Source organism: Mycoplasmopsis citelli (assembly GCF_900660645.1).
GTDB classification, from domain to species: domain Bacteria; phylum Bacillota_I; class Bacilli_A; order Mycoplasmatales; family Metamycoplasmataceae; genus Mycoplasmopsis; species Mycoplasmopsis citelli.
Window position 1 is genome coordinate 1107943 of record NZ_LR215036.1, and the last position, 19188, is coordinate 1127130.

The window sequence follows — 19188 nt, forward strand, 5'->3', positions numbered from 1 at the left end:
TAGTTCAGCTTTAACATTATTGCTTAAGGAAGTATCGACTATATTAGCAAATTCTTCTGAAGAAATAGTTTGAAAAGCATTATCAAAAATAGTAAGTAGGTCTTGTTTATTTTGAGTTAGTAATTTTGAGTTAGTAATTTTGAGTTTGAAATATTTCTAATAATTGATGCGATTTTATTTTCAGTATCTACAGCAAAAGAATTCTTAATTCCATCAAAAATTGAAGCTATAAGTCCACCAATATTACTAAAGTCTATGCCATTATCTTTAAAGAAATCAACTAAAGATTCATAAATTACTGAACTAATTCCTAGTTGAGTATCAAAAACATCAAATAGTTCTAAAAGATTATTGACAAGTGTCGTTTTATCACTAACTCCATTTAAAAATCTTTCAGCTTCTGGTTTATTTAACTCTTTGGTAATTAAATTACTAATCACACTTCTAGATTGAGAATCTTTAACAAGAACATTTAATAAAGCAACTGCATGATCTTTAAGAGAAGTAGTAAATTGGCTTTGTCCAAAAGCAATTTTAACTAAATCATTATATGAAGAAGCATTTTCAAAGTCTTCAATATGATCAATTACAAAATCAATAACTTTATTTGCTGCTTGTTTGAAATTATCATTATTTAAAATATTATTTAAAAGGGTTTTTAAATGATCGACACTATCACCTAAAACTTGAGAAATTGAATTTAAAGGAACTAAGTCCACAATTTTAGCTATATTTGTATTATTGTAATATTTTTCGAATAAGAATTTTAAAACTGATTTTGCCGATTCTTTATTAGTGTTTTTAAATAAAATTGAATCAATAAGAGCTTTAGCAAGTTTAAAATCGCTAAGTTCTAAAGTTGAAACTAGATCGTTTTTAAAACCTTCAAAAACTTGATCAAAAGAATTTCCTGATTTAACTTTTTTATCTAAAAGAGTTATTAATTTATCAATGATTGTGTTTTGAGGATCTTTTTGATTAAATTCTTGAGCAAAATCCTTAATTCCTAAAGCAAGTTCACTAGTAATATCTTGAGTGTATCCTTGTTCTTTTAATAAGGTGTTAACGGTCTTTAAAATTACGTGGGTAGTATTGTTTGAATCTAAAATTTTGTTAATTAAATTACTTAAATTGGTTTTTTGAGCAGTTAAAATGTTTGAATCTTTTATAAAATTAAGAGTTAAAATTTCATAATCATTTAAATGATCAGTTCAACTGGTGTTATTAACTAAATAGTGAATAACAAATTCAACTAATTTATAAACATTTTCTGCTTGTAAAATCTCATTAACAAGTGCTTTTATTGCTTCTTTATCAAAATATTTAGCATATGGATCTGGTATTGCTTCAATTTCTTGATTGATAATTTTTGTAATTGTTCCATTTGAAATTAATTTTTTAGCAAATAAAAGTAAAACTTCGCTAATTACATCTTTGTTATTTGTTCAAATTTGTGATGAAGTAATTGATTTAATAAATGATTGGTTATCTTTATTAAATTCATTAATAGCCACATCAACTAAAGGATTAAATAATGCTAAATTAAATTGTGGATTTGCTGATTTTGAAAGAGTTGACAGTGAATTAAATAATGCATCAACACCAGTTTCATAAATGCCAAGTGTATTTAATAAATCAAATCCTAAATTGACTAAATCACTTGAAAATTGTGAAATTTGGTCTTTATTAAGGTTTTCACTGCTTTCATCAATAAGATTTGTAAGTGCAAATTTCGCAATTTCTTTTAATTTAGTATCCGATTTTAATAATTGAACAAATTCTTTAAATGCTAATTTTGCTTTATTAGCAAAGTCTGCTTTTGATAAAAGTAATTTAAGTAAATCTTTAAATGAAGATGTTTGAGTAATTTTATCTTTATCGCTAAAAATTGAAGTAAATGTTGATAAAACAAATTCTTTAAATTTTGGTAAGCTAAATATTTTTTGAGTAAGATAATTTAAGTTCTCTCTTGAAATATAAGGATTGATTTTATCTTGAATTTCTGCAGGAATAAATGAAATTAAATCACTAATAAAGTTCGAATCATCTTTAATTTTATTAAAGATATTTTCAATAATTTTATTTATTTTGGCTTCGTTTTTTGGAAATAAATTTGCACTAAGATGCACTAACTTAAGTACATTTTCTTCACTAAATAAAGTATTAAAATGAGTAATTATTTTATTAACAAAATCATTTAATGAAGTAGCATTTTGATCTTTAGCAAACTCTAAAACTCCCTGATAAACTTTTTCTAAAACACTAAATTCACTTTGACCTTGACTAAATAGCCCAAATATATCAGTAAATAAATCGTGAAGTTTTTCCACACCATTAAAAACTCAACTATATTTTGAATTATTAACTGTTTGAGAAAGTAATATTCCTAAGAGATTTTGGACATTAGAGTTTTGTAATCCTTTTTTAGCTAGTTCAATAAATGGATTTTCAATTAAAGAAATTAGTGCTTCATTTTTAAATAATTTAAGCAATAATTGTGAATATGAGTTAGCTTGAGATAGATTTTGAGCATTATCAACAAGATAAGGAATAGCTTTTTTAATAAGATCAAATAAATGATTATCTTTTAACAATTCTTGAGCAAAACTATTTAATCCATCAACTTGATCTTGAGTTAAATTTAGTGTTGAAAATGTTGAATTTAAACTGAACTTATCAACTAATTGTGTATATAAATCCTTAGTTGTAAATTCTTCAACAAAACTAACTAAAAAATCTTTTAATATGTCTTGATCTTTGGTAAATAAATCGCTACCAAGTAAATGTTTAATTAAATCAAATCTTGAAAAATCAAAAGTTGAAACTAATTCATTAGCAAGATTTGAAATAATTAAATCCACATTTTTGTGTTTTTGAATTAATTCAAAAAGCTTATTAATAATTACATCAAGAGTTCCGATATTTTCTAAATAAGGAATAATTGAGCTTAAAGCATTTTTAGTAACAACACCAATATCGTTAGCATCAAAATTAAATCCGTTTTCTAAAGCTCATTTATAAACTAATTTAGTTAAAGTTAAGGTTAATTTATTCTTTTGAATCACTTCTTTAACAAGTGGTTTAATATGTTGTTGAATTTTATCAGTAAAACTTGGAATGGCTAAAATTGAATTAATCAGCTCTTTTGGAGTATTTAGATGATTTACTCAATCTTGATTATGAGTTAATAATTCAATTGCTCCATAAAAAAAGTTTTGAAAATTATCTGATCTAAAAGTATTAAGTAATAAATCTCCAATTTCTTCAGCATCAACAAACTTACTTGCTTGATCTTCCATCAAAAGTGGAATCACTTTGTTTTTGATTAAATCATCAAAAACATTGTTTTGACCTAAAATTCCATAGATAGCTTTTAGTAAATCGCTTAAAGCTTGTTTATTATTAACAAAAAGTGATAAGTTAAAAACTTTGTTAATAAAATCTTTGGGATTTTTAGTAACTTGATCTCCGATAATTGTTCCAAGATCTGCTGGTAGAGCCTTTAAAATTTCAAGTGGTTGATTATTTTGAGAAGCTTGGGTTAGTTTTTCGAAGATTTTATCAACAATCGGATCAAATAAATTAAATTGATCAATTGTTTCTTTAAAATTATTACTTAATCCATCAATAAATTCAACATTATAAGATTCTTCGGGATTAAGTTTTAAATATTTATATAGTTCATTAAAAATATTTTTAAGTAATGGTTTAAAATCTGGTTGTTCAATTAATGTGGTTAAAAGTTTTTTAGCATTGTTTTTAATATCGCTAAAATTAATTACTTTAAAGAATTTTGAAACTAAATCATTTAGTGAAGTAGCATTTTGTAAGCTTTGATATGAATCTAATAAGCTATTAACTACTGATTTTAAAATTGCTTTACTTTCATCTAAAGATAAAATCAAGTTAACTAAAGAATTAAATTTCTCTGCAGTAATTGAATTTTCAATAAAAATTTGTGGAGTTTGTGGAAGCAGTTTTAAAACTAAAGAACCAGCATTAAGTTGTGGTAATTTATCAATAATATTGTTTAATAAGGTTTTAAAATACTCTTTATTATCATTTAAAAGTTGTGAACTAGTTAAATTATTAATTAATTCAACAAGTTTATCATAACCAGCTTGACCTAAAAAATCAAAAGTATTTTCAAAAGCCAAATTAAGCGATCTTGAAATACTTTCTTCAAAATGTGATAAACCACCATTATATGCATTATCCACAAAATTGTCAATAAAATGATTAATAAATGTGGTTATAAGTGTATTTCCTTGCACAAAAGAAACTAAATCGCTAACAACTTTATCAGTTTGTTCTTGAGTTAAATTGTTATCTATTGATTGAGTAATTAAAAATCTATGAAGTGATTTAGAAACAATATTTTTAACTAAATTACTATTTAAATGTGTATTTAGCAAGTCTTTAAGCGGTTGTTTAAGTTCTAAAACAAAATCTTGTTTGTAAGCTAAATTATCAATAAAATCATTGTAATTAGTTGCAGAAGCTAAGTCTGCAGAATTATCAACAACATGATTAAATAATTTTTTAATAACATTAGTTAAGGTATCGTTACTAAAGAAAAATTCTGCTAAGTTATTAACTTCTTCAGCAGTTAATAGATTTTGAGTAACTAAATTATTAAATCCTATATCTCTAAGTAATGAACCTTTTTGATCTGAATCTTTTAATTTATTTAGCAATTCTTCAAAAAGATTTTTAAGATTTTCTTTTTGAGAAGCAACTAATTGAGACCCTAAAATTGAACTTATAAATAGTGGTGAATTTTCCAAATCAAGGGCTTGAAGAATTAAATCTTTAAGTGTTAGAGGAATATCTTGGAAATTTTTTGCTGTGCTTAGAACATTAAAAATTGCATCAAGAAGATTCTCTTTTAAATTATTTTTGTTGAGAATTTCTTTTAAAAATGAAGCAAACTCTTTTCCTAAAGTTTCTAATTTTTGTGCTTCTAAAGAAACTGAGTATGGTTTAAGAAGAGTGTTGATAGTTTTAGCGAAACTTTTTTGTAATGAAATAGTATCTAAAGTATCGTCAATTAACTTGCTAAGTGAATCTTTAAAAATATTTTTGAGTGTTTTATCTTGTAGTAACCCTAAAACTAAGTCTTTAAAGCTATTAATATTAGTATCTCAAATTGGATTTTGAATAATAAAACTAATTGAATTTAAAATTACTTCTTTAAACGAATTGGTTTTAACTAACTGATAAATAAAGTTGGTAATTTCATTTTTATCTAGGTAATCACTTAATGGGGATTTGTTAAGTTGAGGGAGTAAAAACGAAATTAATGGTTTAGAAATAAAATTAGCAGGATTTCATTTATCTCAAAGTTTGTCAATTACCTGCACAAAAACTATTTTAAAGTTATCTGAATTAACAAGTGGAAGTTTTAACAATCCTTTAACAAAGCTAAAGGTATCTTTGCTTAAGCGTTCAGAAATAATCTTAAAAATCTCTGCAGGAATGCTTGATAAAATTTCAATTGAATGATCTGAACTAGCTTGAGCTTGTTTTATTTTTGCAAAAATAGTGTCAATAATTTGATCGGTAATTCCTAAATAATCAACTAATGATTTAAGTGAACTAGATACATCACTAGCAAATTTAAAAACTTTAATATCACTAGTATCAAGACCTAATTTTCCCAAAGCATTAAGCAATAAATTGTTTCCGATTTTAGCTACTTCAGATGAAGAAAGGACACTTTGAATAATTGAATTTAAATTATCTTTAATATCATCTAAGTTTAATGCTGAAAGTACTTTTTGAAGAAGCTCATCAAAACTATTAAAGTTACTAAATTCTGTTGAATGATCAACTAAAGCTCCAAGAACCTCATTAATAGTTTCTTTGGTTTTATCTAAGCTAAAAATGTATTTAATTAAAAGTTTAACATTTTCACTTCCTCCGTAGTTATTTAACTCTGCAGAAACATTTTTAGGAAGTAAAATATTTACCAGTGAAGAAATTCATCCTTGTTTTGAATTTAAAAGATTGCTAATTAATTGTTTAATTAAATTTTTATTATCACTAATAACTTTTGAATTAAATAAGTTTTTCAATAAACTAACTAATTTTGTATTATTATCGTCAAATTTAAATAATGAGCTAAAAACATTTCCAAAAGCTGATTTTAAAGCACTATTTAAATCAGTATTTGGATTGCTTCTTAAATGATCTAAAATTTCTTTAATAATATCTTTAAGTAGGTTATCTTTAACAAGCGAATTGCTTGCAAAACTTAATAAATCCTTAGTAAATTTAGTTGTTTGATCGCTTAAAATATTCTCGTTAAGCTTGTTATCTACTAAAAATGAATAGAAAATATCAGCAAAAAGCTCTTGAATATCAGGAGTTTCGAGAATATAGCCAGCAATTGAAGAAAGTGAATCTGAAAGATTTTCAAAATCTTCTTGATTGCTTAAAAAGCCTAAAAGAAGATCTTTATAAGTAGCAACATTTTTAAAATTTTCTGAATGATTAATAAAAATAGTTAAAATATTTTTCAGTAATGTTGCAAAATTTTGGTCAGATAAAATATTATTTACAATGGATTTAACTGAATCTTCTTTTAGTTTATTTTGTGTTACTTTAGCTATTTCTGCACCTAAAAAATCAACAATTTGCTCTTTATAAGTGCTTAAACCATTAAATAACAAAGTGTTAAATAATTCAGTTACCCGTTCTTTGTTTTCTTTTAAAATTTCACTATCAGCTATAACCGAAAGGACTTTCACAATATTTGTTTCGTTTAAAAAACTGGAAATAAGTATTGTAGGAACTTTATTTAAAGTCAATTCTCCTTTATTTTTAAGTTCACGTAATTGAACTTGGAGATTATAAATGCTATCTTGCATTCCTTTTGAAGAAAGCAAATCTCCAAAAACATTAATTAAATCAGCAACTCTTGCTCCAAAGTTTTTTTCATTACGATATGGATTAACATCCTTTTCAAAAGTACTTAAAGCTCCTAAATAAGCTGGGGTCGAAACACCAAGAACTTCTTCTTGGGTTTGAGTTGGTTGAATTTGAAATTCTAAAGTATCGGAATCACTATTTAAAAACTCTTTATTAAAATCATAATTACCGTAATTTTGTGTTCCAAAATAATCAGTAGTTAATTTTAAATAAAGGTCCATGGCCATTTTTTTATACCCTAAAGTATTAGGGTGAATGTCCATTAAAATGCTCGAAAACTCTGAAGCATGTTCACCTCAGTAAGCTGAATTATATAAATTGATGTAATTAATTGAACCTATTTTAGCAGCGTTTTTCAGTCCTGAATTAAGTAGTCCAATTAAATAATCAAGTGGTTGAATGTTAATTGGTAAATTTCCAAAAAGACTTTTTACATACTCATCAAAAATCTTTTTAAGCCCTAACAGTGGTGTTGGGTAGCTAATAATGTTAATATTAGCATGTGGAGCTAATACTTTAATAGTAGCAATTAAAGTATTAATTCTTTGGTTTATCTCAGTTAAACTTTTTCCTAAAACATCATTAACAAACTTTACTAATTCTCCATATGAGGGACTAGATGAAATTAAAGTTTTAAAAATTTCAACTAAATTATAATCTTGAATGTTTTTGGTAACTAATTCAAAAAAATCATTAGCTCCTAAAGTAAAAGTAACTAAATTAGCACGAGATAGACGTTCTTTAAAATCTTTTAAGGTCTTATCAAATTCATTTTTGTAAATGGCTTTAAAAACTTGTGCTTTATTATCACTTGGATAATCAACTCCTAAAAATTTAAGTCAATCTAAAATAGTTGCCCCTGAATGAGCGAAATTTTTAAACTCGCTTACCCGTGAGTTAGTATTTAATAAACGAGCTAAAAAGGCCGGATAAGATACTCCGCTAATAATACCATCAGCACTTTTTTCTCCTTGATAATCAGCCGGAAGCGTTCCGTCAAACCCAGCAGTAATTGAATCTCCAAAAGCTACATAATTAATTTTTTCATTAGCTTTAATTAAGTTTTTTGAAATTAATTTTGCAACATTAGAATCAACTGGATTTGAAAAAAGCGACGACGAATTTGAAGAATTCCCATTAAGCGATTGATCTGGATTTGCAATTTCTGGTGCTTCACCTTGTTTTTTAACAGTTTCAGTTGTTAATGGAATTTGAGGATCTTCTTTTTGAATTGGAGCTGAAGAACCTGGTGCATTACACGAAGCAACATAAGCACTTGAAAGTGAAAGTAAAGACAATCCAATAATAAGATTTCTCTTTTTAGACATAAAATTCTCCTTAGTGTAATACTAAAGTATTACAAGTTTGATATTTGTCACTATTTACATATAATCATTATACTAAAACTTAAAAAATAGAAAAATTTGCCCTATGGTGTAATTAGCATCAAAAATTAGTTATTTTTTAAGATAATTTTGAAGGTTTAAAATGAGTAATTAAGTAATTTTGTTTGAATAAAAATCTAATTAAAATCACAACAAAACAAGGCGTTTTGTTTTATAATTTAAATAACTTTGCTTGCACATTTTAAGGAGTAAAATGAAAAGATTAATCAGTGGAATAAAACCAACTGGCGAACTAACTTTAGGTAATTATATTGGTGCAATTGCTAATTTTATTAAACTTCAAGACCAATATGAATCATATTTTTTTGTTGCTGATATGCATGCACTAACAACAGGAACAGTTAACCCAAAAGAACTTGCTCAAGCACGAAAAAGCACCGTTGCGTTATATTTAGCTTGTGGTTTAGATCCAGAAAAAGCAACTATTTTTTATCAATCTTCAGTTATTGAGCACTTGCAAATGATGTGACTTTGCAACTCAGAAACAACTGTTGGTGAACTTGAACGCATGACGCAATTTAAAGATAAATCTCAAAAACTAATCCAAGCTAACGGAACTATGAAAATTCCAAGTAACTTATTAATGTATCCAGTTTTAATGGCTGCGGACATTTTACTTTATAATCCTGAAATTGTTCCTGTTGGAGAGGATCAAACCCAGCACATTGAATTAACTAGAAACATTGCTGAGCGTTTAAATCGTAAATACAAATTAAAATTAAATGTTCCTGAAAGTTTTATTCCGCAAATAGGAGCTAAAATTAAATCTTTAGTTGATCCAACATCCAAAATGTCTAAAAGCGAAAAAAGTACTAAAGGAACAATTTATCTACTTGAAGATCCAGAACAAGCATATAAAAAAATCCTTAAAGCTGTTACTGATTCAGAAGGAAAAGTTTATATCTCAGAAAACAAACCAGGAGTGTTAAACTTATTAAATATTTATGCTTCGCTAAAAAATATTTCCTTAAAAGAAGCTGAAGCAATCTTTGTAAATTCCAATTATAAAGAATTTAAAGAGCAAGTTGCTAATATTGTAAAACAATTGCTTATTGATATTCAACAAAAATATCATTTAGCACTGGAAAATGTCGATAAAATTATTGAGCAAGGAAAAGAAAAAGCACAAAAAATAGCAAAAGAAACTATAAATGAAGTCCAATTACACATGGGTCTTTACGGAGAAGAAAATGAAAGCAAATAAAGAATTAAATCACACCACAAGTCACTTACTTGGAGCTGCAGTAGAAAAATTATATCCACAAGTTAAGCTAGGATTTGGTCCAGCTACTGAAGAGGGATTTTATTATGATTTTGAATTTGAAAATCCTTTAAGTGATACTGAATTAGCAAAAATTGAAAAACTAATGAAAAAACTAGCTTCTCGTAATTTAGTAATGCAAGAAGTTTCTATTGATGAGTATTCTTTTGAAAATAAACCATATAAGCAAGAACTTTATGATGAACTTAAAGCTGCAGAAAAAAAAGTGACTTTCTATGCACTAATTGATCCACTTAATAATGAAAAAGTTTTTGTTGATTTATGTGCTGGTGGGCATGTTGAAAACACCAAAAATATCAAACATTTTAAATTAGTTTCGCTTGCTGGAGCTTATTGAAGAGGAAACTCAGATAATATCCAATTAACCAGAATTTACGGAACAAGTTGACAAAGTTCTGAAGAGTTAAATCAATATTTAGAAATTCTTAAAGACCGTAAAGAACGTGATCACCGTAAAATTGGAAAAGAATTAAATTTATTCACTTTTCATCCATACGCAGGACAAGGATTGCCAATTTGACTTGAAGATGGAATGTATATTCATAATGAAATTCGTAACTTAATTTTAAAAATGGATCGTAAATATGGAATGACTGAAGTGTTAACTCCGCATTTTGGTGAAGAAACTTTATATCAAACTTCAGGACATTTAGCTCATTATAAAGATGATATGTTTAAACCAATTATTGCTGAAAATCAAAAGCTCTATCCACGTCCAATGACTTGTCCACATCATGTGCTTTGTTATAATCATCAAAAGCGTTCATATCGTGACTTACCGCTTCGTTTTTCGGAACAATCACAACTTTATCGTTATGAAAAATCAGGAGCTTTAACTGGACTTGAACGAGTGCGGGGAATGCTTCTCACTGAAGGGCATTTATTTGTAATAAAAGACCAAATTGCTCAAGAATTTAAATATATGTATGAGTTAATTAAAGAAACTTTAGATATTTTTAAAATTAAAATCGATTATATTTCTCTTTCTCTTAGAGATAAAAATAACAAAGAAAAATATTATGATAATGATGCAATGTGAGATCAAGCTGAAGAGCAACTTCGCAATGTTTTAGATGAACTTGGAGTTAAATATCAAGAAAAAGTAGGAGAAGCTGCTTTTTATGGTCCTAAAATGGATATCCAAATTTTTACTGCACTTGGACATGAAATTACTGTTTCAACATTGCAACTAGATTTTTTACTCCCAGAACGTTTTAATATCACTTTTACTAATAAAGAAGGAAAAGAGGAAATGCCAATTTTAATTCACCGTGGATTAATTGGTACTTATGAACGTTTTGTTGCGATTTTACTTGAACAAACTAAGGGGGTATTGCCATTTTGGCTTGCTCCAAAACAAATTACAATTATTCCAGTAAATATGGAACATGATTTTGAGTATGCTAAACAAGTAAATGATAAATTATATGCTTTAGGTTTTCGGAGCAAAGTCGATCTTCGCGATGAAAGAATGAATAAAAAAATTCGTGAAGCTCAAATGTCAAAATCCAAATTTCAACTTATTTTAGGGGAAAATGAACGTTTAAATAAAACTGTTTCATACCGTAAATACGGTGAAAATAATACTATAACTCTAAGTTTTGAAGATTTTGTTAAATTAGTTACTAACTTAAAAAACAATTATGAATAAATCAACTCATGCAAAAATAATTAAATGAAGCTTGTGAATTCTTTTTAGTATAAACCTCATAACTTTAATTGTCTTAACTCAATCTATTAGTGGAATAATTTTATACTATCCTCCCTATTGAAAATTAATTATCACTTTTATAACAATGTTTTTATGAACAAGTGTTAGCATTTTTATGGTTGTTTATAAAATATCTAAAATAACCATTCATTCTATGCTTATCTTTGTCCTAGGAATAACATTAGCTTTATCATGACTACCACTTTATAATAAAGATACCAAAACTTTTAATTGAATTTATTTTCCAGGAGATATTTTCGTTATTTCAATAATTTTAGCATTAAATTATTTTCTAAACATTATTTTTGTAAAACGAAAAATGATATTAAGAATGAGAAAATACCTAAAAATTAATTAGGTATTTTTTAATAATTTATAATATAAATATGAAAAACATCATTGAAAAACACTTAGTGTTTGAGTTATATAAACTTTGAAAAACTCTAGATACTAAAATAAAAGTTGATTTTACAAGAGGAATAAACATACCAGAATATATAACTGAAAAATATGTTGTATTATAAATGATTATAAGCACAAAACAGCAAAAGATGGTAGTGCTGACGCTATAGATAAAGCAAGGTAATAGAGTTCAAATTAAAGCTACAAGTAATTTTAATAGAGATTTAACTAGTTTTGGACCACAGTCAAAGTTTGAAATTTTAGAATTTGTTAGATTAGATTATGCAAATGATGTGTTTTATTTTTACAAAATTGATGTCTCTATATTAGATAATATTAAAGTTAACGAAAACGAAACTTTTAACGAACAAAAACTGCAAAAAAGAAGACCACGATTTTCAATTATTAATAAAATTTTAATACCTTATAAAATAAATCATTACGCAACAGTAAATATGAACACAAGAGAAATTACTAAAAACAAGGAGTAAATAATGAATAAGTTAAAATGCGGAAGCTTTTTTGCAGGTGTAGGAGGTATTGATTTAGGTTTTAAGCAAGTTTGCGATACTGTCTATGCTAGTGAATACAATCCAAAACCTGTTGAAACTTTTGAAAGTAATTTTAATTTAAAAGTTGATATTCGTGATATTAGAGAAGTAAAAGCAAGTGAAATTCCGGATTTTGATATTCTGTTAGCTGGATTCCCGTGTCAAGCTTTTTCAATTGCTGGATACAGACAAGGTTTTGACGATCAAAAAGGAAGAGGAAATTTATTTTTTGAAATTGAAAGAATAATTTTAGAGAAAAAACCTTCAGTGGTATTTTTAGAAAATGTTAAAAATTTAGTTTCCCATGATAAAGGAAACACTTTTAAAATTATATTACAAAAACTGCATGATGCAGGTTATTTTGTTAAACACCAAGTTTTAAACACTATGACACACGGAAATACTCCACAAAATCGCGAAAGAATTTACATTGTTGGTTTTTTGGATAAAAATCATTATGAAAAATTTGAATTTCCACAAAAAATAGAATTAAAAACACAAATTTCTGATATTGTGGGTTTTGAAAATAAAGTTGATAATAAATATTATTACACTAAAGATAATTTTAAACATTTCGATGTTTTAAGCGAGCAAGTAAATAATTCTAAAAACATTTATCAGTGACGTAGAAGATATGTTAGAGAAAACAAATCAAATGTATGTCCTACTCTAACAGCTAATTGCGGAACTGGTGGACATAATGTTCCAATTATTTACACAAAACATGGAATTAGAAAACTAACTCCTCAAGAATGCTTTAAATTTCAAGGATTTGATAAGGATTTTGTTTTACCAAATCAAGCAAATTCTCATTTATACAAACAAGCTGGTAATAGTGTATCGGTTACAGTAATAAAAAGAATTGCTAAGCAAATTTTAAAAAATTTAATCTTATAATTAATTTGCATAACTATTTTTAAGAAAGAAATGGTAATTTTTTTATTGCTATAATTTTTTTATGAAATTATTTTTTAGAAAAAAGCTAACAAAAGAAGAAATGAAATCATTTTTAGAAGAAATGCGAGAAATGTATAAAGAAATTCATAATGCAAATAGAAAAATATTATCTAATTCTTTCGAGAATAAAGAATTAAAAAATCTTTTTAAAGAAATAAAACGATTTGAAAGAAGACAGGATCGTATTTTATCTGGATTATGAAAAATGGAACGAAACATGATACTTGACAGTTGAAAATTATGAGGAGATTTGGAAAGAAAAAAACTACAGAAAAAATCTCTCGAAAAATATTTTGAAGTTTGTAAAGTATTATTAAAAAAGTATCAATTAGAAGATTATCAACCTTATGATGAACTAAAGAAAAAATTAAAACATTTAAATAATCAAAGATATACTTATTTAGATGGTCCTAAACCTGCAAAAGCTTGAAAATTTCATTGTCATCACGTAGATGAAATATATTTTGGTAAATTAGAATTACAAATATCAATGAATAAGTATAAAAAAGGAAAAGCTTTAATTGTTTCTTTTGAAGAGCATCTACTGCTACACTTTTTAATATTTTGTTTTGATTTAAATAGGAAATCTATTTTGTTTTTCGAACGTTTTTATCACTGAGATAAAATTATCTCAATAATAAAAGAGCAATGTAAAAAATTTAAAATTCAAGATGATTTAATATTAGAATATGTTAAAAACTTAGAGGCCGCTATTTCTTCATCACTAAAGACCGAACAATTAATTACACCTTGACATTGAAGAAGCTGAATAAGTCAAAATAATGAATTATTGTGAGATAAAAAGCTAAAAAAAGAGCATGAAAATCATTCTCTAGGAATAAAAATATAACAGTATACAAAATTTATTGTTAGAAAAATAGAAAGGCTATTGTATAAAAATTAATTTTCTTAGAAAATGATTCGAAAAAATGAACACAGAAAGTTGCTCAATAAAATCCGAACTTAAGGAGGTCTATTTTAACGAAATTAAGCTGTTAAGATAAAATTAAAATTTGGATTTATAAAAAGACTTGATAATTCTATTTTCAATTTATTAATGACTTTTTATTTTTAATTTACAAAAAATCTTCTATTAAAAGCGCTTGAATTTTAGGAAAATTTTATTGTTTTTAGCATTTTCAATAATGGTCAAATCATTTAAGTCATTGGTTTGCATTTAATTGTTTCATATTACTTTTTTAAAAAAATTAGATTAATAAAAAGACAGGATTCTCATCATTTCCTGTTCTAGTTTACAAATTAAACTTATTTTTTATTTTTATGTGATAGAATTTTGTTATATGTTTAGTTTTTTTAAAAAAAGAAAAAGTTTAAAAACTCAAAACGACGAATCAAAATGTGAAACCGAAAAAACAACAAATAAAAATAACGATTTTTCGCAAAATGAATGAGTTACAATTTATTTTGAAGTTTTAAATAAGATTCTAGATAAATATCAATTAAATAATTTTTTACCTTATAAAGATTTGAGAATAAAAGATTATGTTAAAAACTATAAAATTTCCGAAAATTCTTGAAAGTATCAACGACATCATGTTGATGAAATTTTTATCAGTGGTGCAGAATTAATGCTTGATAAAGAAAAATATAATAACGGATTATCTTTAATTGTTTCGTTTGAAGAACATTGTTTTTTGCACTATTTAATTGTCCTTTCCGATTTAACAAATCCAAATCATGGTATGTTAATGCAAATTTCATTAGAACAATGAGATGCAATAATTCGAAAACAGTGTTATTTTTTTAATGTTAAATATATAGAAGATTGAGTAAAAAATTTAACTATATAAAAATGATATGAACCCCAAAAGTTAGACAAAAAATGATTGAAGGAACTTTGTTCTGTATTGGACAGGCCTAAGTCCTTTTAATCTAACTTTAATTCTTTTGTTACTGTAGTAATCAATGTAATTGATAATAGCTTTTTCTAATTGTTCAAGCGATTTAAAAGTATGTTCCTTGCCATAAAACATTTCTGTTTTTAAAACTCCAAAAAATGATTCCATCATCCCATTATCTGGACTATTACCTTTTCGGGACATTGAAGCTTTTATCTCTTTAGAATTTAAAAATTTGTGATAACTATTATGTTGATATTGTCAACCTTGATCACTGTGTAAAATTGTTCCACTATATTTAGCTTTTGTGAAAGCCTTTTTAAGCATTTTTTCAACTTGCAATAAATTTGGGGAGTGAGATATAGTAAAACTTATAATTTCGCTATTAAAACAATCTAAAATGGCTGACAAATAAAGTTTTTGAGAATGATTGGGTAAAGCGAATTCAGTAATATCAGTGTAATATTTTTGCAATGGTTTTTAGAATAAAAATCTCGATTAATAAGGTTTGGAGCTTTTTTGCCCACTTCGCCTTTGTATGATTTATATTTTTTACGCTTACGATTTCTGCCAATTAAATTTAGCAAATTCATAAGTCTTTTTACTTTTTTATGATTTACCAAATATCCACGATTTTTGAGTTCTAAAGTAATACGACGATATCCATAACTGCCTCTATGTTCATTATATATAGATATAATTTCGTCTTTAAAATTTTTATTTTTATCAGCTAAATTGATTTTTTTAAGATAATAATAATAATAATAATAATAATAAGTTGAACGTGATAGTTGAGCAATTTTTAATAAAATTTTTAATGAGAATCCTTCGTCGACCATTTCTTTAACTTTTTGGCTTTTATATTCTGTAAGTCTTTTTGATCCAACGGGATCCCTTTTAACTTTTTTAGGAAAATCACCTCAGTTCTAAGATATTCGTTCTCTTTTTCAAGTCGTTCAAGTGGTGTTAATTTTTCTCAAGTTTTCTTTGGTTTACGTCCCATTTTTGATGGCCTTCCTTTTTTTCTTTTCAACAATAGTATACCCATTTTTCTTGTATTGAATAATTCAATTTGAAAGAATCCCTCAATTAGGTAATCCATATTGAAGTGAAATTTCTCTTGTAGAATGTCCTCTAAGAAGAACTTGATTAATCATTTCTAATTTTAGTTGTGGAGAATAATATTGATTTTTAGTCTTTTTAACAATTTCAATCCCGTGAAGATTTATCAGTGCGACAATATAATTTATAATTGCACGATTTACTCTAAATTTTATTGTTAAAGATTTTTCAGTAAATCCTTTTTTACGTAATTGATATATTTTGATTTTGTCTTCGTAACTTAGTTTCATAAAAATGAACCCCTTAATTTTGGATTTTATTGTCCAACTTTAGGGGTTCATATCATATATTAAACTAGAGGTCTTTTTATTTTGATAAAAAATAACTAATTTATATAAAATTGATTTAAAAAATATAAAATAAGATTAAATTAACATTTTTAAAACGAGGTCCAATAAAATGAATAAACAAGAATTAGCTTCTCAGATTTGAGAAGCAGCAAACAAAATGCGTTCGAAAATAGAAGCTAGCGAATATAAAAATTATATTCTAGGTTTTATATTTTATAAATTTCTATCAGATAAACTTGAAAATTTTTTAAGAAATGATGGATGAACCGATCAAGAAATTAAAGAAAATTTAAATGAAAATGATTATGAAACTATCGAGTACTGTAAAGATAGGCTTAAATATTTTATTTCTTATAATAATTTGTTTTCTACTTGAATAAAAAAAGAGGGAGATTTTGATGTTTCAGATGTTAGAAATGCTATTAATGCGTTTTCAAAAAATTTAGATAAAAATCACAAACATATTTTTGAAGGTATTTTTCGAACATTAGAAACTGGAATAAGTAGATTAGGAGAAAATGCTAAATCTCAAATTAATGCTATTAATTCTTTAATTGATTTGATTGAACCGATTCCGATGGACGGAAACCAAAACTATGATGTACTAGGATTTATTTATGAATATTTAATAAGTATGTTTGCTGCAAATGCTGGAAAAAAAGCTGGGGAATTTTATAGACCTTACGAAGTTTCTCAATTAATGTCTGAAATTGTCGCAAATCATTTAAAAAATTTAAAAAATAAAGACAAAATTGAAATTTATGATCCTACAAGCGGCTCAGGATCGTTGCTTATTACAATTGGTAAAAGTATTGGTAAATATATTTCAGATACAAATAGTATTCAATATTATGCACAGGAACTAAAGGAAGAAACATATAATTTAACAAGAATGAATCTAATTATGAGAGGGGTTATTCCTGATAATATTAAAGTAAGAAATGCCGATACTCTTGTAGACGATTGACCTTTAAAAAATGATGAAAATGAAAATATTTTAAATGACCCTTTATTAGTAGATGCTGTAGTATCTAATCCTCCTTATTCACAAGATTGGGCACCCAAGATTGGGCCTCGATTCGAAGGTTATGGATTAGCTCCTAAATCAAAAGCAGATTATGCATTTTTACTTCATGATCTTTATCATCTAAAAAATCATGGTATTATGGCTATTGTTTTACCTCATGGTGTTTTATTTAGAGGAAATGAAGAAGCCAAAATTAGAGAAAGACTAATTGAGAAAAATAATATAGAAACAATAATTAGCCTACCACCTAATATTTTTTTCGGAACAGGAATTCCTACAATAATTATTGTTTTGAAGAAAAAAAGAGAAAATACCGATATTCTATTTGTTGACGCTTCTAAAGAATTCATTAAAGGTGATAAAAAAAATAAACTAAGAGCAAAAGAAATCAAAAAAATTGTTGATACTGTATTAGGTAGAAAAAATATAGAAAAATACTCCAGAGTTGTTTCTAAGGAGGAAATTCGTGAAAATGATTATAATCTAAATATTTCTAGATATATAAGTGCTAACGAAAAAGAAGAATCTTTTGATATTTTTGCATCGATTTTCGGAGGAATTCCTAATACTGAAATTGAAGAACTAAATTATTTTTGAAATGAATTCCCTACATTAAAAGAGCAAATATTTAAAGAACAAAATGAACATTTTTCTCAACTAAATACAGACAATATATCGGATACTATACTTAATAACGAAGAAGTAAAATTATATTTAGAAAAATTTAAAAATAATTTCGATAAATTTAGTGATTTTTTATCCGAAAAGATAATTAATAAATGAAACATAATTGATATTTCTAAAGAAGAAAATGAAATTGAGAAATATATTTTTGAAAAATTAGAGAATTTTTCATTAATAGACAAATATAATGTTTATCAAATTTTTTATGAAAATTGAATAAATATCGCTTTAGATTTAGAAATAATAAAAAATGAAGGAGAAAAAGCTATTCGACTTGTTGAGCTTATTAATGTGTCAGGGAAGAAAAACCAAAAAATATATAAATGAATTGGTAAAATAATCCCGCTAGAAATTGTAAAAAACACTATTTTAAAGGAAGAATTTGATTTATTAATAAGAAAAGAACAGAAAATTGAAGAAATAATTTCATTTAAAACTTCAATTATAGAAGATCTTTCACAAGAAGAAAGAATCCATATCGATTCCCTTATTACAGAAGACGAAAAAAGTTTTAGTAAACAAGAAGTTCAAAACTACGTTTCAAAAATAAAAAATAAAAAAGATAAACTAGAAGAAATTGATAAAAAAGTTCTTGAGATAAACAGTTTATTAAAAGATGAAAAAAAAGTAAATGATGAATTAAAAGAATTATCTAAAAAACTTGATTTATCAGCAAAGGAAGAAATTGAAAATCTTTCTAGTGAAGCAATTAGTTTCCTTCTTAGAAAAAAATGAATTGATAATCTAATAGAACAAATTAATACAATTGCTAAAAAATCAATACTTTCCATTGCCGATAAAATAAATAATATTATTAACAAATATGAACAAACTTTTTTAGATCTTAATAATAATATTAAAAAAATAGAATCTGATCTTTCTGAATTAATAAAAGAAATAGATGCTAATGATTTAGAAAAAGGTGCTCTGAAAGAATTAGCTAAAATTCTAAAAGGTGATTAAA

Annotated in this window: 9 protein-coding genes and 1 pseudogene; 8 read left to right on the plus strand and 2 right to left on the minus strand. The window is 25.7% G+C overall.

The genetic code is table 4. From position 1 onward, the window contains the following. Positions 1-116: 116 nt before the first annotated feature. Positions 117-8261 (minus strand): SGNH/GDSL hydrolase family protein, encoded by an 8145-nt coding sequence (locus EXC58_RS04085; protein ID WP_129725756.1) that lies wholly within the window; start codon positions 8259-8261, stop codon positions 117-119. Positions 8262-8532: 271 nt separating this feature from the next. Here EXC58_RS04085 and trpS point away from each other — a divergent pair, with 271 nt between their 5' ends. The 7 genes from trpS to EXC58_RS04115 all read left to right on the plus strand — a co-directional run bounded on the left by trpS (position 8533) and on the right by EXC58_RS04115 (position 15053). Next, a complete protein-coding gene (gene trpS / locus EXC58_RS04090; protein WP_129725757.1) occupies positions 8533-9543 on the plus strand; it encodes a tryptophan--tRNA ligase in 1011 nt (336 codons plus the stop codon). Beyond that, on the plus strand, positions 9530-11272 hold the full coding sequence (thrS, locus tag EXC58_RS04095; protein ID WP_129725758.1) for a threonine--tRNA ligase: 1743 nt from the start codon (positions 9530-9532) through the stop codon (positions 11270-11272). The genes trpS and thrS overlap by 14 nt, the downstream gene beginning before the upstream one ends. Before the next feature lie 446 nt (positions 11273-11718). After that, on the plus strand, positions 11719-11856 hold the full coding sequence (locus tag EXC58_RS04715; protein ID WP_165177559.1) for a hypothetical protein: 138 nt from the start codon (positions 11719-11721) through the stop codon (positions 11854-11856). A 171-nt stretch (positions 11857-12027) separates the two neighbouring features. After that, positions 12028-12225: a hypothetical protein gene (locus tag EXC58_RS04785; RefSeq protein WP_220096557.1), complete on the plus strand. Its 198-nt coding sequence runs from the start codon at positions 12028-12030 to the stop codon at positions 12223-12225. Between the two features lie 3 nt (positions 12226-12228). After that, positions 12229-13182 carry a DNA cytosine methyltransferase gene (dcm, locus tag EXC58_RS04105; protein ID WP_129725760.1) on the plus strand — a complete coding sequence of 318 codons (954 nt, stop codon included), beginning with the start codon at positions 12229-12231 and terminating at the stop codon, positions 13180-13182. A 130-nt stretch (positions 13183-13312) separates the two neighbouring features. Next, complete coding sequence (locus EXC58_RS04110) at positions 13313-14092, plus strand: hypothetical protein (protein WP_165177562.1); 780 nt, start codon at positions 13313-13315, stop codon at positions 14090-14092. 451 nt (positions 14093-14543) lie between these two features. Further along, positions 14544-15053, plus strand: a complete 510-nt coding sequence (locus tag EXC58_RS04115) for a hypothetical protein (protein ID WP_129725762.1) — start codon at positions 14544-14546, stop codon at positions 15051-15053. A gap of 21 nt (positions 15054-15074) precedes the next feature. Here the strand turns inward: EXC58_RS04115 and EXC58_RS04120 are convergent. After that, a pseudogene (locus EXC58_RS04120) lies at positions 15075-16453 on the minus strand (IS3 family transposase). A gap of 169 nt (positions 16454-16622) precedes the next feature. Here EXC58_RS04120 and EXC58_RS04125 point away from each other — a divergent pair. Continuing rightward, a complete protein-coding gene (locus EXC58_RS04125; RefSeq protein WP_129725763.1) occupies positions 16623-19187 on the plus strand; it encodes a type I restriction-modification system subunit M in 2565 nt (854 codons plus the stop codon). Position 19188: the final 1 nt, after the last annotated feature.